Origin of the sequence: Oryzobacter faecalis (genome assembly GCF_046764005.1) — a bacterium.
Taxonomy (GTDB): domain Bacteria; phylum Actinomycetota; class Actinomycetes; order Actinomycetales; family Dermatophilaceae; genus Oryzobacter; species Oryzobacter faecalis.
The window spans coordinates 286,644-310,184 of record NZ_JBKOFW010000005.1 but is presented as its reverse complement, the minus strand read 5'-3'; the positions used below and the strand labels follow the sequence as shown (position 1 = coordinate 310,184).

The 23,541-nt window shown below is 74.1% G+C and carries 23 protein-coding genes; 7 read left to right on the top strand and 16 right to left on the bottom strand.

Annotated features, from left to right (window positions below; genetic code table 11):
* The first annotated feature begins 30 nt into the window (after positions 1–30).
* On the top strand, positions 31–516 hold the full coding sequence (locus tag ACK8HX_RS12205; RefSeq protein WP_411940968.1) for a MarR family winged helix-turn-helix transcriptional regulator: 486 nt from the start codon (positions 31–33) through the stop codon (positions 514–516).
* Here the strand turns inward: ACK8HX_RS12205 and ACK8HX_RS12200 are convergent.
* Positions 494–2,146, bottom strand: a complete 1,653-nt coding sequence (locus tag ACK8HX_RS12200; RefSeq protein ID WP_411940967.1) for an ABC-F family ATP-binding cassette domain-containing protein — start codon at positions 2,144–2,146, stop codon at positions 494–496. The two genes, ACK8HX_RS12205 and ACK8HX_RS12200, sit on opposite strands and share 23 nt — an antisense overlap.
* A 22-nt stretch (positions 2,147–2,168) precedes the next feature.
* Positions 2,169–2,609, bottom strand: coding sequence for a VOC family protein (locus ACK8HX_RS12195; RefSeq protein ID WP_411940966.1), 441 nt, complete (start codon positions 2,607–2,609; stop codon positions 2,169–2,171).
* 98 nt (positions 2,610–2,707) lie between these two features.
* On the opposite strand from ACK8HX_RS12195, the gene ACK8HX_RS12190 reads away from it, so the two are divergent.
* Complete coding sequence (locus ACK8HX_RS12190; RefSeq protein ID WP_411940965.1) at positions 2,708–3,103, top strand: OsmC family protein; 396 nt, start codon at positions 2,708–2,710, stop codon at positions 3,101–3,103.
* 94 nt (positions 3,104–3,197) lie between these two features.
* Here the strand turns inward: ACK8HX_RS12190 and htpX are convergent, their stop codons facing one another.
* Positions 3,198–4,088, bottom strand: a complete 891-nt coding sequence (gene htpX / locus ACK8HX_RS12185) for a zinc metalloprotease HtpX (RefSeq protein WP_411940964.1) — start codon at positions 4,086–4,088, stop codon at positions 3,198–3,200.
* A 56-nt stretch (positions 4,089–4,144) separates the two neighbouring features.
* Positions 4,145–4,840, bottom strand: coding sequence for a winged helix-turn-helix transcriptional regulator (locus tag ACK8HX_RS12180; RefSeq protein ID WP_411940963.1), 696 nt, complete (start codon positions 4,838–4,840; stop codon positions 4,145–4,147).
* A 123-nt stretch (positions 4,841–4,963) separates the two neighbouring features.
* On the opposite strand from ACK8HX_RS12180, the gene ACK8HX_RS12175 reads away from it, so the two are divergent.
* Positions 4,964–5,830, top strand: coding sequence for a class I SAM-dependent methyltransferase (locus ACK8HX_RS12175; RefSeq protein ID WP_411940962.1), 867 nt, complete (start codon positions 4,964–4,966; stop codon positions 5,828–5,830).
* Positions 5,831–5,852: 22 nt separating this feature from the next.
* On the opposite strand, the gene ACK8HX_RS12170 is transcribed toward ACK8HX_RS12175, so the two are convergent.
* From ACK8HX_RS12170 to ACK8HX_RS12120, 11 genes are all read right to left on the bottom strand, one after another.
* Complete coding sequence (locus ACK8HX_RS12170; RefSeq protein ID WP_411940961.1) at positions 5,853–7,331, bottom strand: proton-conducting transporter transmembrane domain-containing protein; 1,479 nt, start codon at positions 7,329–7,331, stop codon at positions 5,853–5,855.
* Entirely contained in the window at positions 7,328–8,812 is a 1,485-nt protein-coding gene (locus ACK8HX_RS12165) for a complex I subunit 4 family protein (protein ID WP_411940960.1), read from the bottom strand. Before ACK8HX_RS12165 ends, ACK8HX_RS12170 begins: the two co-directional genes overlap by 4 nt.
* The gene (locus ACK8HX_RS12160) at positions 8,803–10,680 is read right to left on the bottom strand and encodes an NADH-quinone oxidoreductase subunit 5 family protein (protein WP_411940959.1); all 1,878 of its coding nucleotides are present in this window, start codon (positions 10,678–10,680) and stop codon (positions 8,803–8,805) included. The genes ACK8HX_RS12165 and ACK8HX_RS12160 overlap by 10 nt, the downstream gene beginning before the upstream one ends.
* Entirely contained in the window at positions 10,677–10,985 is a 309-nt protein-coding gene (gene nuoK / locus ACK8HX_RS12155; protein ID WP_411940958.1) for an NADH-quinone oxidoreductase subunit NuoK, read from the bottom strand. Before nuoK ends, ACK8HX_RS12160 begins: the two co-directional genes overlap by 4 nt.
* Positions 10,982–11,512 carry an NADH-quinone oxidoreductase subunit J family protein gene (locus tag ACK8HX_RS12150; protein ID WP_411940957.1) on the bottom strand — a complete coding sequence of 177 codons (531 nt, stop codon included), beginning with the start codon at positions 11,510–11,512 and terminating at the stop codon, positions 10,982–10,984. Before ACK8HX_RS12150 ends, nuoK begins: the two co-directional genes overlap by 4 nt.
* A complete protein-coding gene (locus ACK8HX_RS12145) occupies positions 11,509–12,228 on the bottom strand; it encodes a 4Fe-4S binding protein (RefSeq protein ID WP_411940993.1) in 720 nt (239 codons plus the stop codon). Before ACK8HX_RS12145 ends, ACK8HX_RS12150 begins: the two co-directional genes overlap by 4 nt.
* A gap of 2 nt (positions 12,229–12,230) precedes the next feature.
* Positions 12,231–13,187, bottom strand: a complete 957-nt coding sequence (locus ACK8HX_RS12140) for a complex I subunit 1/NuoH family protein (RefSeq protein ID WP_411940956.1) — start codon at positions 13,185–13,187, stop codon at positions 12,231–12,233.
* Positions 13,184–13,705: an NADH-quinone oxidoreductase subunit C gene (locus ACK8HX_RS12135; RefSeq protein WP_411940955.1), complete on the bottom strand. Its 522-nt coding sequence runs from the start codon at positions 13,703–13,705 to the stop codon at positions 13,184–13,186. The genes ACK8HX_RS12140 and ACK8HX_RS12135 overlap by 4 nt, the downstream gene beginning before the upstream one ends.
* Positions 13,706–13,761: 56 nt before the next feature.
* On the bottom strand, positions 13,762–15,837 hold the full coding sequence (locus ACK8HX_RS12130; RefSeq protein WP_411940954.1) for a PhoX family protein: 2,076 nt from the start codon (positions 15,835–15,837) through the stop codon (positions 13,762–13,764).
* Positions 15,838–16,220: 383 nt separating this feature from the next.
* Positions 16,221–16,817 carry an NADH-quinone oxidoreductase subunit B gene (locus ACK8HX_RS12125; protein ID WP_411940953.1) on the bottom strand — a complete coding sequence of 199 codons (597 nt, stop codon included), beginning with the start codon at positions 16,815–16,817 and terminating at the stop codon, positions 16,221–16,223.
* Positions 16,814–17,179 carry an NADH-quinone oxidoreductase subunit A gene (locus ACK8HX_RS12120; protein ID WP_411940952.1) on the bottom strand — a complete coding sequence of 122 codons (366 nt, stop codon included), beginning with the start codon at positions 17,177–17,179 and terminating at the stop codon, positions 16,814–16,816. Before ACK8HX_RS12120 ends, ACK8HX_RS12125 begins: the two co-directional genes overlap by 4 nt.
* Before the next feature lie 419 nt (positions 17,180–17,598).
* On the opposite strand from ACK8HX_RS12120, the gene ACK8HX_RS12115 reads away from it, so the two are divergent.
* The 4 genes from ACK8HX_RS12115 (at position 17,599) to ACK8HX_RS12100 (ending at position 22,314) form a co-directional block, all read left to right on the top strand.
* A complete protein-coding gene (locus tag ACK8HX_RS12115; protein WP_411940951.1) occupies positions 17,599–19,464 on the top strand; it encodes a 2-oxoacid:acceptor oxidoreductase subunit alpha in 1,866 nt (621 codons plus the stop codon).
* Positions 19,465–19,481: 17 nt separating this feature from the next.
* On the top strand, positions 19,482–20,558 hold the full coding sequence (locus ACK8HX_RS12110) for a 2-oxoacid:ferredoxin oxidoreductase subunit beta (RefSeq protein ID WP_411940992.1): 1,077 nt from the start codon (positions 19,482–19,484) through the stop codon (positions 20,556–20,558).
* On the top strand, positions 20,555–21,532 hold the full coding sequence (gene rarD, locus ACK8HX_RS12105) for an EamA family transporter RarD (RefSeq protein ID WP_411940950.1): 978 nt from the start codon (positions 20,555–20,557) through the stop codon (positions 21,530–21,532). The genes ACK8HX_RS12110 and rarD overlap by 4 nt, the downstream gene beginning before the upstream one ends.
* Positions 21,533–21,663: 131 nt before the next feature.
* Positions 21,664–22,314, top strand: a complete 651-nt coding sequence (locus ACK8HX_RS12100; protein WP_411940949.1) for a hypothetical protein — start codon at positions 21,664–21,666, stop codon at positions 22,312–22,314.
* A 34-nt stretch (positions 22,315–22,348) separates the two neighbouring features.
* On the opposite strand, the gene mraY is transcribed toward ACK8HX_RS12100, so the two are convergent.
* Positions 22,349–23,461, bottom strand: a complete 1,113-nt coding sequence (mraY, locus tag ACK8HX_RS12095) for a phospho-N-acetylmuramoyl-pentapeptide-transferase (RefSeq protein ID WP_411940948.1) — start codon at positions 23,459–23,461, stop codon at positions 22,349–22,351.
* Positions 23,462–23,541: the final 80 nt, after the last annotated feature.

Genomic DNA, 23,541 nt, shown 5'->3' with positions numbered 1-23,541 from the left:
CCTCCAGAGGATTTATGTAAGGTATTACCTATGTTTGGTGACGTCAACCGCTTCCTCGGCGAGGACCTACCCGTCCAGCTGTTCCGCCTGGTGCTCACCCTCGCGACCCACCTGCGTACCCGGATGGACCAACGGCTCGCGGCGGTCGGCCTGACGACCTCCCAGGCGGGCGTCCTCACCTTCGTCGGTGCGAGCGAGCACCCGCCGACGCTCAGCGACACCGCGCGGGCCCTCGGCACCTCGCACCAGAACGCGCGCCAGGTCGTGGCGGCGCTCGAGCGCAAGGGCCTGGTCACCGTCCTCCCCGACCCCGCGGACGGACGCGTCCGGCGCCTCGCCGTGACCGGACGGGTCGCCGAGGTGTTCGAGGACCGCGACCTGGAGGACCGCGAGGAGGTCACGCGATGGCTCTCCACGCTGAGCGAGGACGAGCAGCGGCAGGCCGTGGTCCTGCTCGGCCGCGTCCTCAGGCGCCTCGCCGACGAGCGAGAGGTCAGCCCGCCAGCTCGACCGTGACGCGCCCAGCCTCGACGTGCCAGCGCTGGTCGAGGCGCACGACGTCGAGCAGCCGCCGGTCGTGCGAGACGAGGAGGAGGGCGCCGTCGTAGGACCCCAGCGCCTGCTCGAGCTGCTCGATGGCGGGCAGGTCGAGGTGGTTCGTCGGCTCGTCGAGGACGAGGAGGTTGACCCCGCGCGCCTGGAGCAGCGCCATCGCGGCGCGCGTCCGCTCCCCCGGGGAGAGCCGCCCGACGGGGCTGGTCACCTGGTCGGCCCTGAGCCCGAACTTCGCGAGCAGGGTGCGCACGTCGGCCGGGGCCATCGACGGCAGGGCCACCTCGACGGCGTCCCCCAGTGACAGCGCGTCGTCGAGCCCGGTGCGGGCCTGGTCGATCTCGCCGACGGCGACGCTCGCGCCCAGGCCGGTGCGGCCGGCATCGGGCGTGAACCGTCCGGTGAGCAGGCGCAGCAGCGTCGTCTTGCCGGCGCCGTTGGGTCCGGTGACGCCGATGCGGTCACCCGCGCCGACCTGGAGCGACGCCGGGCCGAAGGTGAACGCGCCGAGGTGGGCCACGGCCTCGTCGAGCGTCGCGACCACCGAGCTCGAGCGCGGCGCCGCCCCGACGGTGAACCGCAGGGTCCACTCCTTGCGCGGCTCCTCGACCTCCTCGAGCCGCGCGATCCGCGACTCCATCTGACGCACCTTCTGCGCCTGCTTCTCCGACGACTCCGCCTGCGCGCGGCGGCGGATCTTGTCGTTGTCGGGCGACTTCCGCATCGCGTTCCGGACGCCCTGGCTGCTCCACTGGCGCTGGGTGCGGGCCCGCGCGACGAGGTCGTCCCTCGTCGCCGCGAACTCCTCGTACGCCTCACGGGCGTGCCGCCGGGCGACGTCCCGTTCCTCGAGGAAGGCGTCGTAGCCACCGTCGTACACGGCCACCCGCCGCTGGGCGAGGTCGAGCTCGACGACGCGGGTGACGACGCGGGAGAGGAACTCGCGGTCGTGCGACACGAGCACGATCCCGGCGCGCAGGCCCTGCACGAACTCCTCGAGCCGCTCGAGCCCGGCGAGGTCGAGGTCGTTGGTCGGCTCGTCGAGCAGGACGACGTCGAACCGGCTGAGGAGGAGGGCGGCGAGAGCGGCCCGCGCCGCCTGGCCGCCGGACAGGGTCGTCATCGCGGTGGCCGGGTCGACGTCGAGCCCGAGGTCGGCGAGCGTCGGGGCGAGCCGCTCGTCGAGGTCGGGCGCGCCGGTCGCCAGCCAGTGGTCGAGGGCGTGGGCATAGGCGTCCTCGGCCGCGCGGGAGTGGTCGCCCGCAGCGAGGGCTGCCGCCGCGTCCTCCATCGCGGTGGTCGCCGCGGTCACGCCGGTGCGCCGGGCGACGTAGCCGGCGACGCTCTCGCCGGGGACACGCTCGTGCTCCTGCGGCAGCCACCCGACGAACGCGTCTGCCGGCGCGGTCGAGACCCGGCCCTCGAGGGGGTCGAGGTCGCCGGCGAGGATGCGCAGCAGGGTCGTCTTGCCGGCTCCGTTGGCCCCGACCACCCCGACGACGTCGCCGGGCGCGACCGCGAGGTCGAGGGAGTCGAAGACGGTGCGGTGGGCGTGCCCGCCGGCGAGGTCCTTCGCGACGAGGTGGGCACTCACCCGGCGATCGTAGTGACCGGCGTCAGCCCACGCGCTGGGAGAGGGAGACGATGATGCCGTCCGGCCCGCGCACGTAGGCCATCCGCCACGTGCCCTCGTACTCACCGATGCCGCCGACGAGCCCGTATCCGCCCTCGGCCACCGCGTCGACGGCCGCGCGGAGGTCGTCGACCTCGAAGCACACGTTGCGCAGCCCGACCTCGTTCGCCATCGCCGCAGGGTTCCCCGGCGCATGCTCGGGCCGGACGAAGCGCGCGACCTCCAGGCCCGTTCCACCACGGCGGGGGCGGAGCATGACGATCTCGCACCGCGAGCCGGGGATGCCGCAGACGGTGTCGACGAACTCGCCCTCGACGGTGGTGCGGCCCTCGACCTCGAGACCGAGCACGGTGAAGAACGCCGTCGCCGCCTCGAGGTCGGACACGGTGACGCCGACGTGGTCGAAGCGCTGGACGTGGGTCATGTGGTGCTCCTCGGGTGGTGGGTCCCTGGTGACCGGAGGACGGAGCCGGCCGCCGCTCCTCGACGTCGCGGGCCCACCTCGGCGGGCACAATCGGGCCATGGACCTGTCGCCGCTGGGCGTCCGCGCCACCTCGGGATCGCTCCGCCTCGGTGAGGGCGTCGTGCTCGACCACGCGTGGACCGACGAGGGCGTCGTCGCCGCCCCGGTGACCAACGGCGCCCAGGTCCTGCACCTGTCGGTGGCCCTCTGCGTCCTCAACGACACCCACCGCGAGGCGGCCCGCCTCGGTGTCCACGTCGCCGGGGTCGCGGTCGACGCCGACGGCGGGTTCGACGACGAGTGGCGCTCGACCGGCATCGCCTACGAGGTGACGGTGGACCCACGGACGGCGCCCGAGGACGTGGCGCGGCTCCTGGCGGCCGTCGACGCGGTCGCGGAGATCCCGCGCGCGATCCGCGCCGGCGGGCCCGTCACCCGGGTGGACGGACCCTGACCCGGCGCGACGACCGGCCCGCGCCGGAGCCGAGGGGGCATGACCGCGACGCCGGCCGGCCGGGAGAGGGGGTTCGGCGGCCGGCGCCACGGCGTCAGGGGTTGATGCGGTGGCCGTACGCCATCTGCTCGAGGCGCGCGATCCGCTCGGCCATGGGCGGGTGGGTGGACATCAGGCGCGAGACGTCCTGGGCGCGGAACGGGTTCGCGATCATCATGTGGCTCGCGTTGACGACCTGCTGGGTCGGGGCGAGCGGCGCCCGCGCGACCCCGATCTCGAGCTTGCGCAGCGCGGACGCGAGGGCGAGCGGGTCGCCGGTGAGGCGAGCACCGTCCTCGTCGGCGTCGTACTCACGGGTGCGCGAGATGGCGAGCTGGACGACCATCGCCGCGAACGGGGCGAGGATGGCGAGGGCGAGGCCCGCGAGCGGGTTGCCGCGGTCCTCGTCGCTGCTGCCCCCGAACAGCGCTCCCCACGTGAGGAACTGGCCGATCGTCGAGATGATGCCCGCGATGGCGGCCGCCACGGATGCCGTGAGGATGTCGCGGTTGTAGACGTGCATGAGCTCGTGGCCGAGGACGCCGCGCAGCTCGCGCTCGTCGAGCAGCCCCAGGATGCCCTCGGTGCAGCAGACGGCGGCGTTCTCGGGGTTGCGGCCGGTGGCGAACGCGTTCGGTGCCTGGGTCGGTGAGATGTAGAGGCGGGGCATCGGCTTGCCGGCGGCCGTCGACAGCTCGCGGACGATGCGGTACATCGCGGGCGCCTCGGCCTCGCTCACCGGCACCGCGTGCATGGCGCGGATCGCGAGCTTGTCGGAGTTCCAGTACCCGTAGAACGTCGTGCCCAGGCCGATGAGCGCGAAGACGAGCAGGAAGATGCTGCTCCCGGTCGACCGCGCGACCATCCAGCCGATGCCGAGCAGGATGGCCCACATGCCGCCGAAGAGGGCGGCGGTCTTCAGGCCGTTGAAGTGGTTGTGCTGCATGACTCCTCCAACGCAACGGGGGCCCTGGGCGTTCCGGCACCCGGGAGGGGGCCGGGTCAGGCGCGGCGGGACCCCGCCGCCATCCGCGTGGGGGCGAAACCGCTGGTCCCGAGCCAGGTCCAGACGCGACCGACGTCGGCCGGCGCCCCGAACAGGCGCACCTCGCCGGACCGCACGACCTGGTCGGGTGTGCGGTCTCCGGTCCACACCTCGGTGAGGGCGAGGACGCTGGAGCGCACGACGACGTCGAGCTCGTGGCCCGGGTCGTCGCGGCACAGGTCGGCGACCCCGTCCTCGACCACGAGCCACCACGCGCGCTCCCGCTCGCCGGCGTCGGGCAGCTCGAAGTGGACCACCACGCGCCGGCCGCCCGGGAACTCGGCGACACGGGCAAAGCGGCGGATGTCCCACATGAGGAAGCCGGCGTCGAGCTGGTTCGGGGTGAGGCGGCTGCCGATCCAGCGGGCGCCCCAGTGCCCGAGGGCGAGGACGACCGGGCGCAGTTCCTCCCCCGCGTCCGTCAGCTCGTAGGTCGTCGACCTGCCGTCCTCGGTGCGACGGACGACGCCGAACTCCTCGAGGGTGCGCAGCCGCCGCGCCAGCAGGGTCGGCGACATCCGGGGGACACCGCGCCTGATCTCGTTGAAGTGCGTACTCCCGCAGAGCAGCTCGCGCAGCACGAGCGGCGTCCAGCGGTCGCACAGGACCTCGGCGCCGCGTGCCACGGTGCAGAACTGGCCGTAGTCGATCACCCCCTCACGGTAGGGAGCCCGACCCCTCGCGGCTAGTACAGGACGTGGACTAGTCGGCATCGACGGACGGCCCGACGATGGCGGTCGGGCGGACGAGGGGTCCGCCCCCGAGAGGAGAGCACCATGACCACCACGACCTTCGACCCCGACACGTTCAAGGCCACCACCCGCGACCAGTGGCAGGACGCCGCGGACGCCTGGCACCGGTGGGGCGGCTTCGTCGGCGACTGGCTCCACGAGGCCACCGAGGAGATGTTCGACCAGGCCCGCCTCGCCACCGGCTCGCACGTCCTCGACATCGCGGCGGGCGCGGGCGAGCAGTCCCTGCGCGCGGCGCGGCGCGTCGGCCCGACCGGCCGGGTGCTCGCGACGGACATCGCCCCCGAGCTGCTCCACCGCTGCGCCGAGGACGCGCGCCGCGAGGGGCTGGCCCAGGTCGAGGTCCTCGAGCTCGACGGCGAGGCCGCCGCCTCGCTCCCGCCGGCCTCCTTCGACGCCGCGGTGTCGCGGGTGGGCCTCATCTACTTCCCGGACCGCGCCGGAGCGCTGCGCGGCATCCGCTCGGCGCTGCGCACCGGCGGCCGGTTCGCGGCCGTCGTCTACTCCACGCCGGAGGCGAACGAGTTCTTCTCGGTGCCCGTCCGCATCATCCGGGCACGCGCCGGACTGCCCGCGCCGGGCCCGGGCCTGCCCGGCCCGTTCTCGCTCGGCGGCCCCGGCGTCCTCGAGGCGGCCCTCGAGGACGCGGGCTACGACGACGTCGAGGTCCGTGCCGTCGCCTCGCCCGTGCGGCTCGCGTCCGCGACGGAGTGCGTCCGGTTCCAGCAGGAGTCCTTCGGGGCCCTCCACCAGATGATGCGTGGCCTCGAGCCCGCCGCCCGCGAGGACGTGTGGGCCGAGGTCACGGAGGCGCTGCGGGAGTTCGAGGGCCCGTCGGGCTTCGTCGGTCCGTGCGAGATGCTCGTCGGCTCGGGAGCGGCCGGGGCCTGAGGACGCACCGCGAGGGCGAAGGTCAGGCGAGGATGCCGAGCAGCAGGGCCGGGACCGCGCTGAACAGGGCGAGGACGGCCGTGCCGGCCACGAGGACGGCCCGGCTGAGGCGGCGCGGGGTCAGGGGGGCGGTCGGGACCACGCGCGACGCCGCGAGCGGTCCGGCCTCCCCCGCCTCGGTGAGGAGGACCGCGAACCAGCGCAGGTAGACGGCGATCCCGAGGACCACCGCGACGACCGCCACCCCGACGAGCGGCCACTGCGCGGCGTCGACCGCCGGCCGGAGCGCCACCACCTTCGCGACGAGCCCGACGACCCCCGGCGGGAGCCCGGCGAGGACGAGCAGGGCCAGGGCCAGCGCCCCGCCGGTGAGCCGGTCGGTGCGCAGCAGCCCCCGGAACCGGTCGAGCGACCCCGCACCGACGACACCGACCGCGGCGAAGGCGACGACCGTCGCGACGGCGTAGACGAGGACGTAGTTCGCCGACGCCCGCGCCCCGTCGGCAGAGAAGGCGGCGAGGGGCAGGACGACCCACCCGGCCTGGGCGACCGTGGACCAGGCGAGCAGCCGGGTCACGTCGTCCTGGCGCAGGGCCATGACGTTGCCGAGGAGCATCGAGCCGACGGCGAGCACCCCCAGCGTGACCGTGAGTGCCCGGCCCGTGACGACCGGGGTGACGAGGGCCTGGAGGAGGACGAGCAGCGCGGCGGCCGCCGACACCTTCGAGGCGGCGGCGAGCGCGACGGTCGTGCCGAGGTCGGCGGTCGAGTAGGCCTGCGGGGTCCACGCGTGGAACGGCACGAGCGAGAGCTTGAACCCGAGCCCCGCGAGCAGCGCGACGACCGCGACGACGAGCACGGCCCGGCGCTGCGGGTCGCCCCACGCGGCGGCGGCCGACGTCGACGCGAAGGCCGCGTCGCCCGTGGCCGTGAGCCACAGGGCCGCACCGAGGGCGAGGAGGGCGAACGAGGTGAGGGAGGTGACGAGCAGCGTCAGCGCGCCGTGACCGGCGGCCCGGGTGCCGCGCAGCGCGACGAGGGCGACGAGCGGCACCGTCGCGAGCTCGAGGGTGACGAGCCAGGTGCCGAGGTCGCGGGAGGCCGCCACGCCCGCGCCACCGGTGGCCGCGGTGAGGAGGAGGGCGGTCGTGACGGCGGGGTCGCGCGGGCCTCGTCCCCCGTCGTGGAGGAGCGCGAGCGCCGCAGCGGCCGAGAGCAGAACGCCGGCCTGGAGCGCTCCCGTCGGACCGGAGGACGTCCACAGGCAGGCGCCGTCGGGCGCCGGGAGGCAGAGGGTCCGGACGGCGTCGGACGCCGGGCGCAGCGCGGCCACGAGCGCCGACCCCGCTGCCGCCCCGAGCAGGACGATGCCGAGCACCGGCCACGACCGGCGCCGCGGCACGAGCGCGTCGCCGACGAGCACGAGGACGGCGCCGAGGGCGGGGAGCAGCGCGGGCAGCAGCGCGACGGCATCGAGGGTCACGAGGCGGGGGTCGGTCACGGCCCGGCCCCGATCGCGGCGACGGCGGCGGCGGTGACCCCGAGCAGTGGCCCGGGCAGCACGCCGAGGACGACGACGGCCGTCGCGAGGACCCCGAGCACCCCGGCCTCCATGCCGGCGGTGTCGGGGGTGACGGTCGCGGCCTCCGGATCCGGCTCGTCGCCGACCCACACGAGCCGGGCCACGCGCAGCGAGTACGCGGCCGCCAGGGCCGCCCCGACGGCGGCGACGACGGCGGCGACGACGAAGACGCCCCGGGGACGGTCCCCGGCCGGGGCCCACGCCGCGTACAGCGCGAGCCACTCGCCCCAGAACGTCGCGAGGCCCGGCAGGCCCAGGGATGCCGCGAGCCCGATGACGAGGAGGAAACCGAGCCGCGGCGAGGTCTCCCGCAGCGCCGGCCGGGCCACGGCGAGGTCGGCCGAGCCCCACCGCTGCTTGAGCCCGCCGACGAGGACGAAGAGCAGGGCCGACACGACGCCGTGGGCGATGTTCGCGAACAGCGCGGCCTGCAGGCCGGTCTCGGAGCCGGTCGCGAGCGCGAGGACGACGAAGCCCATGTGCGCCACCGACGAGTACGCGATGAGCCGCTTGAGGTCGCGCTCGACGAGGCAGACGAGACCGCCCCAGACGATGCCGACGACCCCGGCCACGGCGAGCACCGGGCTGATCGCCGTGAACCCGTCGGGCACGGTCGCGACCGGGAGGCGCACGAGCCCGTAGGTCCCCATCTTCAGCAGCACCGCGGCGAGCAGCACCGACCCGGCCGTCGGCGCGGTCGTGTGCGCGGGCGGCAGCCACGTGTGGACGGGGAAGACCGGCACCTTGACCGCGAGGCCGAGGGTGAGCAGCAGGGCGACGAGGAGCTGCCGGTCGGCGGGCAGCGCGCCCCCCGCACCGGAGGCGAGCGCCCTCAGGTCCGACGTGCCCGCCGAGGTGACGAGCGCGAGGATGCCGACGAGCATGAGGGTCGACCCGACGGCGGTGTACAGGACGAAGCGCTGGCTCGCGTCGGTGCGGGCGCGCGGGTCGTGCCGGTCGCCGTACCGGCCGATGAGCAGCCACATCGGGACGAGGACGAGCTCGAACGCGAGGAAGAACAGGACGGCGTCGCGGGCGGTGAACGTCGCGAGCGCGCCGGCCTCGACGAGGAGGAGGCAGCCGAGGAAGGTCGCGGGCGTGCCGCCCTCGGGCACGTCGACCCAGGCGTGCGCCGCGACGAGCACCCCGATCGCCGCCGTGAGCAGCACGAGCGGGACGGCGATGCCGTCGACGCCGAACGCCATCCGCACCCCGAGCTCGGGCACCCACGGCCGGTCGACCTCCGACCCCGACACGGCGGTCGACACCGCGAGCACGAGCGTCAGGCCGGCGGCGGCGGCGGTGAGGACCCGGGCGGGGCCGACGGCGAGCGCGCGTCCTCCGGTGACGAGCCAGAGCCCGACGGCGGCGGGGACGGCGAGGAGCAGGGTCACGACCACAGGAGCACCCCTCCGAGGCCGAGGACGACGACGGCCCCGACGACGAGGGCCACGGCCGACGCGGGCCGCTCGCCGCGGTGGGCCCGCCCCCCGGCCCAGCCGGCGACGCGGGTCGCGACGGCCGAGCCGCGCACGTACGCGTCGACGACCTCGGTGTCGAGGAAGGCGACGACCCGTGCCAGGCGGACGACGGGGTCGGCGACGAGCCGGCGGTAGAGGGCGTCCGCCCCGAGCCCGCGGTCGGCGAGCGGGATGAAGCGGCGCGCCATCACCTCCGCCGGGTCGCGGTCGAAGCCGCCCCGGACGGCGGCGACGACGCCGACGGCGACGACGAGCGCGGTGAGGACGAGCCAGACGAAGGACACGGCGTCGACCGCGAAGGCGTCGGTGAGGACGAGGACGAGGCCACCGACGACCGACAGGACGGCGAGGGTCCACAGCGCGCCGCGCACCGCCGAGGTCACCGGCACCCGTTCGGGCAGCCGCCGGACGTGCGCGGTGAGGATGAGGTAGGCCCGGGTGCAGTACGCCGCCGTGACGGCCGCCGTGACGAGGAGGGCCACGAGGACGACGATGCCCGGTCCACCCTCGACCGCGCCCTCCCAGGCCACCGCGACGACGTGCTCCTTGGAGATGCCGCCGACGACGAGGGGCACCCCGGCGAGGGACGCGAGCCCCACGACGAACGAGATCCGCAGCAGCGGCGCGGCCGCCGCGGTGCCCCGCAGGGCCGTGGCGGCCGTCCCGCCGGCGAGGAGGCCGGCCCAGCCGATGGCGAGGAAGAGCAGGGCCTTGAACAGGGCGTGCGACCAGAGGTGGAACAGCCCGGCGCCCCCGCCGACCTCCGGCGGTGCCGCCGCGAGCGCCGAAAGCATGATCCCGACCTGGCTGACGGTCGACCACGCGAGCAGCCGCTTGAGGTCGCTCTGCGCGAACGCGAGCACGGCGGCGAGGAGCATCGTCACCGACACCGACAGGCCGAGCACCCAGCGAGGCGTCTGGCTCACCGCGAGGAGCGGGAACACCCCCGCGAGGACGACGGTGCCGGCGGCCACCATCGTGGCGGCGTGGATGAGGGCGCTCGCGGGCGTCGGGCCCTCCATGGCGTCGGCGAGCCAGTCCTGGAACGGGACCTGGGCCGACTTGCCGAGGACGCCGACGACGAGCAGCGTGAGGAGGACGGCCCGCGCGGTGGCGTCCGGCGCCGCGCACGCGGTCAGGGCCTCGCCGACGCTGAACCCCTGCACCACCTGGGCGTCGATGCACTCGGTGGGCCGGGACCAGACGGTGACGACGTCGGAGAGCCGGGTCGAGCCCGCGCCGGCGGCCAGGCCGACGACCCCGAGGACGAACCCGATGTCCGCGACGCGCGTGACGATGAACGCCTTGTGCGCCGCGCGCCGGGCGCTCGGCCGGCGCGACCAGTGGCCGATGAGGAGGTAGGAGCACCACCCCATGACCTCCCACCCGACGAGCGTGAGGACGAGGTCGCCGGACACGACGACGAGCAGCATCGCCGTCGTGAACAGCGACACGGTGGCGGCGAAGGTGCCGTAGCGGTCGTCGTCGTCCAGGTACCAGGAGGCGTGCACCTGGACGGCGAGCGCGACGAGCGCGACGACGGTGACGAGGGCCCAGCGGGTCGGGTCGCCGACGAGGTCCAGGGGGATCTCGAGCCCACCGGCGGCCAGGCCCGGCCCGGGCTGCGCGTAGGCGCCGCCGGCCGTCGCCCACCCCACGACGCCGGCAAGGAGCGCGAGGGCCGTGCCGCAGACACCGACCGCCCGCGCCAGGCCGTACTCCCCGCGGACGAAGAGCCCGAGGAGCGCGGCGACGGCCGGCATCGCGAGGACGAGCCACGGGTTCACGGCGCCACCCCGCTGCGCTGCGCGAGGTCGATGCTCGCCCGGTGGCGGAACGCGGTGAGGACCACGGCCAGCGCCACGACCACCTCGGCCGCGGCGATGGTGATGACGAAGAGCGGCAGGACGCTGCCCGCGGCCCAGCGGTCCCCGCCGCCGGCCTGGGTCGCGACGAGGAGGACGAGCGAGCCGCTGAGGACGAGCTCGACGCCGACGAGCACGAGGACCGCGTTGCGCCGCACGACGACTCCGAAGACGCCCAGCCCGACGAGGACGGCGGCGAGGACGTACGGACCGGCGAGGTGGATCACGGCGAGCCCTCCGTCGTCGAGGGTGCGCCGGAGCCGTCGCGCGGGATGCGCGACACCGCGAGCGCCGCGACGAGGGCGACGAGGAGCAGGAGCGAGAGGAGCTCGAAGGGCCAGACCCACGTGCCGAACAGCTGCCCCGCGACCTGGGTGCTCGTCACGTCCGCCCGCTCGACCGGCTCGGCCACCGGCAGCAGGACCGACCCGAGGAGGACGGCCGTCGCCCCGCCGAGCAGCGCAGCGCCCACGGTGCGCCACGGCCCCGGCCGGTGGGCCTCGTCGGGCCCGATCGGCGCCCGCGTCAGCATCAGCGCGAAGAGGACGAGGACGACGACCGCGCCGACGTACACGAGGACGAGGACGAGCGCGACGAGCTCGGCGCCCAGGACGAGGAGCGAGCCGGCCACGCCGACCAGGGCGACGACGAGCCACAGGGCGGCCCGCACGACGTGTCGCGTCGTCACGGCGAGCAGCCCGCCGCCGACGGCGAGCGCCGCGGTGGCCGCGAACGCCGTGTCGAGGGCGGTCACGTCTCGTCCGGGTCGGCCGGGCCGGCCGGGTCGGCCGGGTCGGCCGCGGGAGGGGTCGGGGGCGTCGCATCGTCCGGGACCGACTCGGGCGTCCCGGTGAGCGGCTCGCGGCGCGGGGGCGGGACCGTTCCGGTGCCCTCGGCGCGAGCGACCCGCGGCCGGACGGTGCGAGGCGCCCGGGGACCGGAACCACCGGCGGCGCCACCGACGAGGCCGGTCCCGCGCGCGGGGCGGTGGGCAGCCGCGACCTCGGCGGGCTCGGCCGCGCGCTCGTCGAGGGGCGGCGGGGCCGGCACGGTCGCCATCCACGTGCCGAGGCGGTCCTTCTCGTGGAGCAGGTCGAGGATCGAGACCTCGGCGTACTCGAACTGCGGGCTCCAGAACAGGGCGTCGAACGGGCAGACCTCGATGCAGATGCCGCAGTACATGCACAGGCTGAAGTCGATGGCGAACCGGTCGAGGACGTTGCGCTGCCGGTCGCGCCCGCCCTCCGTCGTCGCCGGGATCGTCTCCTTGTGCGAGTCGATGTAGATGCACCAGTCAGGGCACTCGCGGGCGCAGAGCATGCAGCTCGTGCAGTTCTCCTCGAGCAGCGCGATGACGCCGCGGCTGCGCGGCGGGAGGTCGGGCGCGACGTCGGGGTACTCGGCGGTGTGGGTGCGGCGCAGCGCCGTCCGGGCCGTCGTGACGAGCCCCTTGAGGAGCCCGGGAACCATGCTCACCAGCCCATCACCACCCCGACGCCCGTGAGGAGGAGCTGGGCCAGGGCCAGGGGGACGAGCCACACCCAGGCCAGGCGCTGGAGCTGGTCCTCGCGCAACCGCGGCCACGCGACCCGCAGCCACACGACGACGAGGGCGACGGCGAACCCCTTGAGCAGCGTCCACAGCCAGCCGAGGGCGTCCTCGAACGGCCCGTGCCAGCCGCCGAGCCAGAGCGCGGCGAAGAGCAGCGACATCACGACGATGCCGGCGTACTCGGCGAGGAGGAAGAAGGCGAACCGCAGGCCGGTGTACTCGGTCCAGGCACCCATGACGAGCTCGGCGTCGGCGACGGGCATGTCGAACGGCGGGCGCTGCAGCTCGGCGACGGCGGCCACGAGGAAGACCACGGCGCCGGGCAGCTGCCACAGCAGCCACATCGGCTGCCAGCGGTCGGTCAGCGTCGCGAGCGAGAGGCTGCCTCCCGCCAGGGCCACCGAGGCGACGGCGAGGACGATCGGCAGCTCGTACGACACGAGCTGGGCCGCGGCCCGCAGGCCGCCGAGGAGGGCGTACTTGTTGGCGCTCGCCCAGCCGGCCATGAGGGTCCCGAGGGCGCCGACCGACGTGGCGGCGAGGACGAGCACGACCGACCCCGGCACGTCCACGGCCGCCACCCCCGGGTGCACGGGCACGACCGCGAGGGCGAGGAGGTAGGGCACGAGCGCGACGCCGGGGGCGAGCCGGAAGACCCACCGGTCGGCGGCGCGGGGGGTGATGTCCTCCTTCTGGACGAACTTCACCCCGTCGGCGACGAGCTGGGCCCAGCCGTGGAACCCGCCGGCGTACATCGGGCCGAGCCGGCCCTGCATGTGGGCCATGACCTTGTGCTCGGCCTGCCCGACGAGGAGCGGGAGGACGAGGAAGGCGGCGAGCACCGAGGCGGCGCGCAGGACGACGTCGAGGAGCGTCATCGCGGCCCCCACTCCGGCGGGGGCACACCCGGGGCCTGGACGCGGCGCCGGCTCGGGCTGCGCGCGGAGTCGTGGCCCTCCCCCGGCTCCTTGCCCCCCGGCCACGGCTTGCTGGCCCGGGCCGCGAGCTGGAAGGACTTGCGCAGCGGCGTGCCCTCGAACCCGTCGGGGAGGAGGAGCGGGCGCACGCCGAGGTCGGTGCCGTCGTCGAAGCCCTCGAACGCCAGCCCGAACATCTCGGCCGTCTCGCGCTCGTGCCACGCGGCGCCGGGGAAGATCCCCGTCACGGAGGCGAGGGCGTCGCCCTCCGGCACGCGGGTGAGGAGGAGGAGGCCGCGCAGCGCCCGCGGCTCGCGCAGGTCGAGGAGGTGGCAGACGACGTCGAGGCCCGGGGCGGCCTCGTCGTCGGCGCGGTCGACGGCGCTGAGCCAGTCGAAGAACGCGAACCCCTCGTCGCGGGCTCCGGTGACGGCCACGCGCCATCCACCCGGCTCGACCGCACGCGTCTCGTCCGCCACGTCCGGCAGCCTAGCGAGCGGGCGGCCGGACGCGGCGGACGAGTGGTCGGAGCGGGTCAGCGCTCCCGGTAGACCTGCACGACGCTGGGCCGCGGTCCCCCCCAGTTGCCGCCGGCGAGGGCGCCGGGGGCGACGTAGTCGGGGAAGAAGGATCGCTGCGCCGCCCACGAGCCGTCCTCGCCCGGGTGCTGGACGCAGACGAACACCAGCCCGTCCTGGTCGTGGATGACCGGTCCGCACGTCTCGGCGTCGCGCGGCACCGCGAGGAACTGCTCGACCTTGCCGCGGTCGGGACCCTCGAGGGTGACCCGGTGGAGGGCGTCGTCGAGCCCGATGCTGCCGGGCTGGCCGTCGGTCGAGATCCACAGCGCCCCGGTGGAGTCGAAGGCGACGTTGTCGGGGCACGAGATCGGGCTGACCGGGCCCTCGTAGCCACCGAAGTACGTGCCGGTCCGGCCGGGGGTGCCGCACACGAGGAGCAGGTTCCAGCCGAAGGTCAGGGCCGTCGGGTCGTTGCCCGCCTCGGTGAGCTCGAGGACGTGCCCCTCGCGGTTCGTGATGCGCGGGTTCGCCTCGTCGGCCCCGGCGTTGGTCCCGACGCCGCGGTTGGTGTTGTTCGTCAGGGCGACGTAGACCTTGCCGGTGACCGGGTTCGGCTCGACGTCCTCCGGGCGGTCCATCTTCGTGGCCCCGACCTTGTCCGCCGCGAGGCGGGTGAGGACGAGGACCTCGGCGACGCTCATCCCCGGGACCTTCGACTCACCACCGACGACCAGGGGCAACCACTCGCCGCCACCGTCGAACGCCCCGTCGGTGGGGAGCTTCCCGGTGCCGTCGATCTCGGCCGCCGGGCTGTCACCGGTGAACTTCGCGACGTAGAGGTCGCCCTCGGACAGCAGGGTCTTGTTGTGGGCGCGGGCGCCCGGGCCCTCGTCATCGCGGTAGGTCCTCGCCGAGACGAACTTGTAGATGTACTCGAAGCGCTCGTCGTCACCGGAGTAGGCGACGACGCGGCCGCCCCTGCCGACGCGGATCGTCGCGCCCTCGTGCTTGAAGCGGCCGAGCGCGGTGTGCTTGACGGGGGTGCTCGTCGGGTCCTCGGGGTCGACCTCGACGATCCAGCCGAAGCGGTTGACCTCGTTCTCGTAGCCGGGCTGGCGGGCGTCGAACCGCGGGTCGACGGTCCACCAGTTGCGCCCGCTCGAGCTGACGGTCGAGGGGATGCCGTAGCGCCGGGTCTCGGCCGTCGAGGTGGCGACGAAGTACTGGTTGAAGTTCTCCTCGCCGGACAGGACGGTGCCCCAGGGCGTCGTGCCGCCGGCGCAGTTGTTGAGCGTGCCGAGGACGGTCCGGCCCACGGGGTCGGCCGCCGTCCGCAGGAGCGGGTGGCCGGCGGCGGGGCCGTCGACGGCGAACGGGGTCTGCGCGGTGATGCGGCGGTTGCGCTCGGCGCCGCGGACGTACTCCCACGGCTGCCCCGGCGCCTGACGGCGCAGCTCGAGGACGGTGAGGCCGTGGGCCGCCATCGCGACCCGCTTGTTCTCCTCGATCCGGGCCGGGTCGGTCGTCGGCGGGAACATGATGTTCTCGTTCGTGTACTCGTGGTTGACGACGCCGAGGGCCGTGCGGCCCCGCTGGCCGCCGATCGCGATGATGTCGAGGTAGTCGCAGTTGTAGCCGAACTGCGCCTCCTGGCTTGCCCGCGTCTGGTTCGCCGGGTCGAACTCGGGGGAGTCGTCGAACAGCGGGTCGCCCCAGCGGATGACGGCCTTCCACGTGTAGCCGTCCGGAACCGTGACGGCGTCGACCGTCGCGGGCACGGGCGCGATCGGGCTGAACCGCAGCCCGTTGCCACGGCCTGCCGGAGCGGCGGCCACCGTGCCGGCGGCGGCCGGGGTGGCCGGCGCGATCGCGAGCGCGAGCGCGCCCGCGCCGACCCCACCGAGGACCCCGCGCCGGCTCAGGGCCCGGGTGGCGACGTCGGGGAAGTACTCGTTCGCGGTCGTGTTGGGCGCGTCGTGGGCGCACTGGTTCCCGCACTTGAGCAGGCAGGTGGTGGGGCTGCGCTTGCCGCGTGCGTGCGACTGCGGCGCGAGGCCGAGGAGGCGGCGGTTCTCGGGGGCGATCGTCACTGGGGGGTCTCCGGGTCCGTGAGGTCGGGCGTGGGGGGCACCGGCCGGTCGGGCAGGAGTGGCCGGGTTCGCTCGCGACGCTAGGTCGCGCGCACGGACCGGAGGGGGACGAGAAGGCGAACGTCAGGTGATGCTTGGGCGACCAGACGGTCAGCGGACGGTCAGGGCTTGGCGACGAGGTCGCGCCACTCGCCCCAGCCGATGTCCACGACACCCGCAGGAGCCAATGTGAGCGCTCGAGCCCAAAGGGGTGCAGAACGCGCGCCATGTCGCGCGTTCTGCACCACCACAGGCCAAGTCCGGGTCACGAAGGATGGCCAACTGCCCTCAACTCGTCCTCGACAGGGCCGTTTCCCATCCTTCGGGCCCGGTGCGTTCCCCTGTCAGGGCTTGGCGACGAGGTCGCGCCCGACCTCTGCGGCGGTGGCCGTGCGGTGCCCCGCGTACCGCTGCGCCGGGCGGCCCGGCTGCCGGGCCGCGATGGCGTGGCCGCTGACCCGCTCCTCGGCGATCTTCTCCTGGAGCTTGATGATCCCCTGGAGCAGCGCCTCGGGACGCGGCGGGCAGCCGGGGACGTAGACGTCGACGGGGATCAGCTGGTCGACGCCCTTGGTGACCGAGTACGAGTCCCAGTACGGCCCGCCCGAGTTCGAGCAGGCACCGAAGCTGATGACGTACTTCGGCTCGGGCATCTGGTCGTAGAGGCGGCGGATGGCCGGCGCCATCTTGTCGGTGACCGTGCCGCTGACGACCATGAGGTCGGCCTGGCGCGGGCCGGGGGCGAACGGGATGACGCCGAGGCGGATGAAGTCGTGCCGCCCCATCGACGTCGCGATGAACTCGATGGCGCAGCAGGCGAGCCCGAAGTTGAACACCCACAGGCTGTAGCGGCGACCCCAGTTGAGGACGACGCGGATCGGCTTCGGCGCGTGCTCGGCGAGGGGTCCGACCCGCGGCATGGGGAGGTCGACGGTGCTCATGTGAGGTCCCACCGCAGGAGGCCGCGCCGGGCGGCGTGGAGCAGCCCGACGAGGATGACGCCGACGAAGACGACGACCTCGACCAGGCTCGCGGCCCCGAGGCCGGGGTCGCGGATGACGAGTGCCCAGGGGAAGAGGTAGACGGCGTCGACGGCGAAGACGACGTAGAGGAACGCGAACGCGATGTAGCGGATCTGGCTCTGCGCCCAGCCGGTCCCGACCGGGTCGACGCCCGACTCGTACGTGGTGAGGCCCGCCGGGGTGACCGCGCGGGGGGCGATGAGCCGGCGCGCCACCATCGCGGCGGTGACGAGGAGGACGCCCGCGAGGACGACCCCCGCCGCTGCCGCGTAGCCCTCCATGCCCGCCAGCCTACCCACGCCCGCCCCGGGCCGGTTCGAGGTGAAGGGAGACCGGCATCGGGTGGTGTCCCACCTCGACCCGCCGGGCGGCGACGCGGTTCGAGGTGATACCCGACCGCCACCGGGTCGGATACCACCTCGAACGGTTCCCTCCCCGGAGCCGGCCGTGGCACCACTGTGGCCCGGTCCGCGCGCCGGCACCATGGGGAGGACTCCCCCTCTGGGAGGGGTGCGCCCACCCGCCCGCTGCCTCGCCACGACCGTTCGCCGAACGGGTCTCCCTCCTTCCGGGACGGCCGTATGCGCAGCGGCGCGCCCACGTAGGATGGATGGCGGTGCGCAGCCCCGGACTCCGACCGGACCCCACCCGGCCACCTGGGCGCGACCGCGAGATCTTCTCCCGATGACCAGGTGACCAAGTGAGCAGCAAGACTGTCAAGACCCTCGACCGCGTGGTCATCAGGTTCGCCGGCGACTCCGGCGACGGCATGCAGCTCACCGGCGACCGGTTCACGTCCGAGACGGCCAGCCTGGGCAACGACCTGTCGACCCTGCCGAACTTCCCGGCCGAGATCCGCGCCCCGCAGGGCACCCTGCCCGGCGTCAGCAGCTTCCAGCTGCACTTCGCCGACCACGACGTCCTCACCCCCGGCGACGCCCCCGACGTCCTCGTCGCGATGAACCCGGCGGCCCTCAAGGCCAACCTCGCCGACGTCCCCCGCGGCGCGACGATCATCGTCAACACCGACGAGTTCACCACCCGCAACCTCGCCAAGGTCGGGTACGCGACGAACCCGGTCGACGACGGCAGTCTCGAGTCCTTCCACGTGCACCCGGTGGCCCTGACGAGCATCACCGTCGAGGCGCTCGCCGGCTTCGACGGCCTGACCCGCAAGGAGAAGGAGCGGGCGAAGAACATGTTCGCCCTCGGCCTGCTGTCGTGGATGTACACGCGGCCGACCGCCGGCACCGAGGCGTTCCTCACCAAGAAGTTCGGCTCACGCCGCGAGATCCTCGAGGCCAACCTCGCCGCCCTGCGCGCCGGGTGGAACTACGGCGAGACCACCGAGGACTTCGCGTCCTCGTTCGTCGTCGCCCCCGCCGTCATGCCGCCGGGCACGTACCGCAACGTCACCGGCAACACCGCGCTCGCCCTGGGGCTGGTCGCCGCGGCGCACCGCGCCGGCCTGCCCCTCGTCCTCGGCTCGTACCCGATCACGCCGGCGTCGGACATCCTCCACGCGCTGGCCGCCCTCAAGCGCCACGACGTCACGACCCTCCAGGCCGAGGACGAGATCGCCGGCATCGGCATCGCCCTCGGCGCGAGCTTCGGCGGCGCCATCGGCGTCACGACGACGAGCGGGCCCGGCGTCGCGCTGAAGTCGGAGACGATCGGGCTCGCCGTCTCCCTCGAGCTGCCCCTCGTCATCGTCGACGTCCAGCGCGGTGGACCCTCCACCGGCCTGCCGACGAAGACCGAGCAGGCCGACCTGCTCCAGGCGATGTACGGCCGCAACGGCGAGAGCCCGGTGCCGATCGTCGCGCCGAACACCCCGGCCGACTGCTTCCGCGCCGCGATGGACGCGGTCCGGATCGCGACGACCTACCGCACGCCGGTCTTCCTCCTGTCCGACGGCTACCTCGCGAACGGGTCCGAGCCGTGGAGCGTCCCCGAGGTCGCCGACCTGCCCGACCTCGCGGTCGAGTTCGCGAGCGCGCCGAACGGCACCGACGCCAAGGGCAACGAGGTGTTCCACCCCTACCTGCGCGACGACGACACCCTGGCCCGTCCCTGGGCGGTCCCGGGCACCCCCGGCCTCGAGCACCGCGTCGGCGGCATCGAGAAGGCCGACGTCACCGGCAACATCAGCTACGACCCCGACAACCACGACCGGATGACGCGCCTGCGCCAGGCGAAGGTCGACGGCATCACCGTCCCCGACCTCGAGGTCGACGACCCCTCGGGCAGCGCGCGCGTCCTCGTCCTCGGCTGGGGCTCGACGTACGGACCGGTGGCCGCGGCCACGCGGGTCGTGCGCAACTCCGGCCGCGCCGTCGCCCGGGCCCACCTGCGCCACCTCAACCCGTTCCCCAAGAACCTCGGGGAGGTGCTGCGCGCCTACGACCGGGTCATCGTCCCCGAGATGAACCTCGGCCAGCTCGCGCTCCTGCTGCGCGGCACGTTCCTCGTCGACGTCCGCTCGCACACCTCCGTCCGCGGCCTGCCGTTCTCCACGGTCGAGCTCGCCGACGTCATCTCGTCCACCCTGGAGGACCTCCCGTGACCGCCACCGAGCTGGGCATGCCCACCACAGGGCTCCAGCACGTCCCGCACCTGCCCGACGACGCGCCGACGCAGACCAAGCGCGACTTCACCTCGGACCAGGAGGTCCGCTGGTGTCCCGGCTGCGGCGACTACGTCATCCTCGCCGCGGTGCAGTCCTTCCTCCCCGAGCTCGGCCTCAGGCGCGAGAACATCGTCTTCGTCTCCGGCATCGGCTGCTCCTCGCGGTTCCCGTACTACCTCGACACCTACGGGATGCACTCGATCCACGGGCGCGCCCCGGCCATCGCCACCGGCCTGGCGACCTCCCGCCCCGACCTGTCCGTGTGGGTCGTCACCGGTGACGGCGACGCGCTCTCGATCGGTGGCAACCACCTGATCCACGCGCTGCGCCGCAACGTCAACATGACGATCCTGCTGTTCAACAACCAGATCTACGGGCTCACCAAGGGCCAGTACTCGCCGACCTCGCGCGTCGGCCAGGTGACGAAGTCGAGCCCGGTCGGATCGGTCGACAGCCCGTTCAACCCGGTGTCGCTGGCCCTCGGCGCCGAGGCGACGTTCGTCGCGCGGGCCATGGAGTCCGACCGCGCCGAGCTGACGACCGTCCTCAAGGCGGCGGCCGAGCACCGCGGGACCGCCCTCGTCGAGATCTACCAGAACTGCCCGATCTTCAACGACGGCGCGTTCGAGGTCCTCAAGGACCGCACCCAGCAGGAGGCGCGCATCGTGCGGCTGCGTGAGGGCGAGGCCGTCACGGTCGGCCCGGAGGGCGACCGCAAGGTCCTCGTGCGCCAGGGCTCGGGCGTCATGAAGTTCATCGCGGAGGACGAGGCCGCCACGGGCGAGAAGGGCGCGGTCGTCGTGCACGACCCGACGCTCGACGACCCGTCGCAGGCGTTCCAGCTCTCGCGCCTCGACTCCCCCGAGATGACGCACGTGCCGATGGGCATCTTCCGCCAGGTCTCGCGGCCGTCCTACGACCACCTCGTCCGCGCCCAGGTGGACGCCGCGCGCGACTCCGCCGGCGGTCCGGCGACCGACGCCGACCTCGCCGACCTGCTCCGTGGTCGCGACACCTGGACCGTGGAGTGACGGCGACGCGCTCACCGGTCTCGACCTCGGTGGGCGCCGACGACGAGCTGCGGCGGGGGACCCTCTTCGGGTTCCTCGCGTACGGCATCTGGGGCCTGTTCCCGCTGTACTTCGCGGCCCTCGCGCCCGCGGGGGCGTGGGAGATCCTCGCCCACCGGATCCTGTGGACCCTCGCCTTCTGCGCCGTCGTGCTCGTCGCCGTGCGCGACCTGTCGTGGGTGCGCCCCCTCGTGCGCAACCGGCGGCTCGCCGCCGGCATCACGGTCGCCGCGGTCCTCATCGCGGCGAACTGGGTCATCTACGTCCTCGCGGTCCTCACCGGGCGCACCTACGAGGCCGCGCTCGGCTACTTCCTCAACCCCGTCGTCACCGTGGCGCTCGGTGTGTTCGTCCTCGGCGAGCGGCTGCGGCCGCTGCAGTGGGCGGCCGTGGGGGTCGGCGCGGTCGCGTCGGTGTACCTGGCCGTCGGCGGCGGCGTCGTACCGTGGATCCCGCTGGCCCTGGCGTTCTCCTTCGGGCTCTACGGCCTGACGAAGAAGAAGGTCGGCGCGAGCCTGCAGGCGATGCACTCGCTCGCGGCCGAGACGGCGGTGCTGGCGCCCGTCGCCGTGGTCGTGCTGCTCGTGCTCTCCTCGCGCGGCGCGATGACGTTCAGCGGGCACGGCGGCTGGCACACCGCGCTGCTGGTGCTGGCCGGGGTCGTGACGGCGGTCCCGCTGCTGCTCTTCGCCGCCGCGGCGCGGCGCATCCCGCTCGTGACCGTCGGGCTCATCCAGTTCATCACCCCGGTGCTGCAGCTCGTCGTCGGCGTCGTGGTGCTGGGCGAGCACGTGTCGGCAGCCCTGTGGGTCGGGTTCGGGATCGTGTGGGTCGCCCTCGTGCTGTTGACGGTCGACTCGGTGCGCCACGCGCGCCGACGCCGCCCCGCCGTGGCCGACCTCGACGACCCCGAGGCGACCGAGCCCTGCCCCTGACCCCGCTCGGCGACGTCGGACGCGGCACCCCTCGGCATCCCCATGACAACCCGCGACGAGCCGCGGCGACGGGCCGGCTCTGGTACCACTGGAGGGTGCCAGGGGAGACGGCGGTGGGGCCAGGGGCCGGGGTGCGCGCGAGCCTGGCGTGGTACGAGGACGTCTTCGCCGTGCACGGGATCCCCACGCGGTCCGACGGCGCGCTGTGGTGGGCGCTCGCCGAGCCGCCCCCCTGGCACTCCGCCGCCAAGACGCTGCAGCACGACGTCACGGCTGACCGGGTGCTCCACGCCGTCGAGCCGTTCGAGCACTGCTCCGTCGCCGACTCGTACGGCAGCCTCGACCTCGCACCGGCCGGGTTCGAGCGGCTCTTCGAGGCCCGCTGGCTGCACCGGGAGGCGCCGCCGCCCGCGGACACCCTGCCCGAGGGGTGGGGCGTCGTCACCGAGCCCGGCGAGCTGGCGAGGTGGAACGAGCGGCACGACTACGCCGGCGTCCTCCTCCCGGCCTTCCTCGAGCACCCGCGCTTCGCGGTCCTCGCCCGGCACGGACCGGACGGTCCGGTCGGCGGCGCCGTGCTGCACGAGGCGGGCGCCACCGTGGAGCTGTCCAACGCCTGGGCGGCCGGCGGCCGGGACGAGGACGTCGCCGCCATGGTCGCGTGCGCGGCCGTCCTCCACCCGGGACGGGCACTGGTCGGCTACGCCCACGGGGACGAGCTGGGCCGGTGGCTCGCGGCCGGCTTCCGCACCACCGGGACGCACGTCGTGTGGGTGCGCTGAGACCGCCGGTCCCCGCGGGAGGAGGCATGACGGGCTACGGGGTGGCGACCCACTCGCCGTAGAACAGGGCGAGACCGGCGAGGACGCAGATCCCGGCGATGATCCAGAAGCGCGCGACGATCGTCACCTCCGACCACCCGACGAGCTCGAAATGGTGGTGCAGCGGCGCCATCCGGAACACCCGCTTGCGCCTCGTGCGGAAGCTGACGACCTGGATGATCACCGACGCGGTGATGATGACGAACAGCCCACCGAGGACGACGAGCAGCAGCTGCGTGCGGGTGAGGATCGCCAGCCCGGCGAGGGCCGCACCGAGGGACAGCGAGCCGGTGTCACCCATGATGATCTCGGCGGGTGAGGTGTTCCACCACAGGAACCCGAAGCAGGCCCCGGCGATCGAGCAGGAGACGACGGCGAGGTCGAGCGCGTCGCCCACCTCGTAGCAGCTCGCGGTCGCCGCGACGTCACAGGCCTGACCCGACTGGAACAGGCCGATCAGCGTGTAGGCGCCGAAGACCATCGCCGACGCCCCGGTGGCGAGGCCGTCGAGGCCGTCGGTGATGTTCACCCCGTTCGAGGCGCCCGCGATGAGGATGCTCGCCCACACGATGAACAGGACCACACCCAGCGCGGGGCCGGCGAAGGCGAGGTCGACGCCCGTGTCCCTCACGAAGGAGACCGCCGTCGAGGCCGGGGAGTGCCCGTCCTCGCCTTCGAGCAGCAGCGCGAGCAGGGCGAAGACGACGGTGACGAGCGTCTGGCCGGCGAGCTTCTGGCGCGAGGTGAGGCCGAGGCTGCGCTCCCTGCGGATCTTCGTCCAGTCGTCGAGGAACCCGACGAGGCCGAGCCCGACGAGGAGGAAGAGGACGAGCAGGGCGCCCAGCGAGAACCCGCTGTTCGCCGCGCCCAGCGCCCCGAGGGGTCCGACGGCCATGACGACGAGGTGCGAGGCGACGTAGCCGCTGACCGCCGCCGCGATGATGACCACCCCGCCCATCGTGGGCTTGCCGCGCTTGACGTGGTGGTGGGTGAGGTCGTCGTGGATGAACTGTCCGTAGCGGCGCCGCACGAGCAGGCCGATGAACGGGCGCGTGCCCAGCAGGGCGACGGCCATCGAGATCCCTCCGGCCAGCATCACGTTGACCATGAGTTCCTGGGGTGCCCTTCCGGTGTCGATCGCTCGCGCGGCCCGTCCACGGTAGGCGATGCCGCGGGGTCGACCTCGCA

What these genes read in the sequence shown, in the direction of transcription:
- mraY (WP_411940948.1), bottom strand. Translation starts at nt 23,461, where the DNA reads ATGGTCAACGTGATGCTGGCCGGAGGGATCTCGATGGCCGTCGCCCTG.
- ACK8HX_RS12140 (WP_411940956.1), bottom strand. Translation starts at nt 13,187, where the DNA reads ATGACGCTCCTCGACGTCGTCCTGCGCGCCGCCTCGGTGCTCGCCGCC.
- ACK8HX_RS12205 (WP_411940968.1), top strand. Translation starts at nt 31, where the DNA reads ATGTTTGGTGACGTCAACCGCTTCCTCGGCGAGGACCTACCCGTCCAG.
- ACK8HX_RS12195 (WP_411940966.1), bottom strand. Translation starts at nt 2,609, where the DNA reads ATGACCCACGTCCAGCGCTTCGACCACGTCGGCGTCACCGTGTCCGAC.
- ACK8HX_RS12175 (WP_411940962.1), top strand. Translation starts at nt 4,964, where the DNA reads ATGACCACCACGACCTTCGACCCCGACACGTTCAAGGCCACCACCCGC.
- ACK8HX_RS12145 (WP_411940993.1), bottom strand. Translation starts at nt 12,228, where the DNA reads ATGGTTCCCGGGCTCCTCAAGGGGCTCGTCACGACGGCCCGGACGGCG.
- ACK8HX_RS12190 (WP_411940965.1), top strand. Translation starts at nt 2,708, where the DNA reads ATGGACCTGTCGCCGCTGGGCGTCCGCGCCACCTCGGGATCGCTCCGC.
- ACK8HX_RS12110 (WP_411940992.1), top strand. Translation starts at nt 19,482, where the DNA reads ATGCCCACCACAGGGCTCCAGCACGTCCCGCACCTGCCCGACGACGCG.
- ACK8HX_RS12125 (WP_411940953.1), bottom strand. Translation starts at nt 16,817, where the DNA reads ATGAGCACCGTCGACCTCCCCATGCCGCGGGTCGGACCCCTCGCCGAG.
- ACK8HX_RS12120 (WP_411940952.1), bottom strand. Translation starts at nt 17,179, where the DNA reads ATGGAGGGCTACGCGGCAGCGGCGGGGGTCGTCCTCGCGGGCGTCCTC.
- htpX (WP_411940964.1), bottom strand. Translation starts at nt 4,088, where the DNA reads ATGCAGCACAACCACTTCAACGGCCTGAAGACCGCCGCCCTCTTCGGC.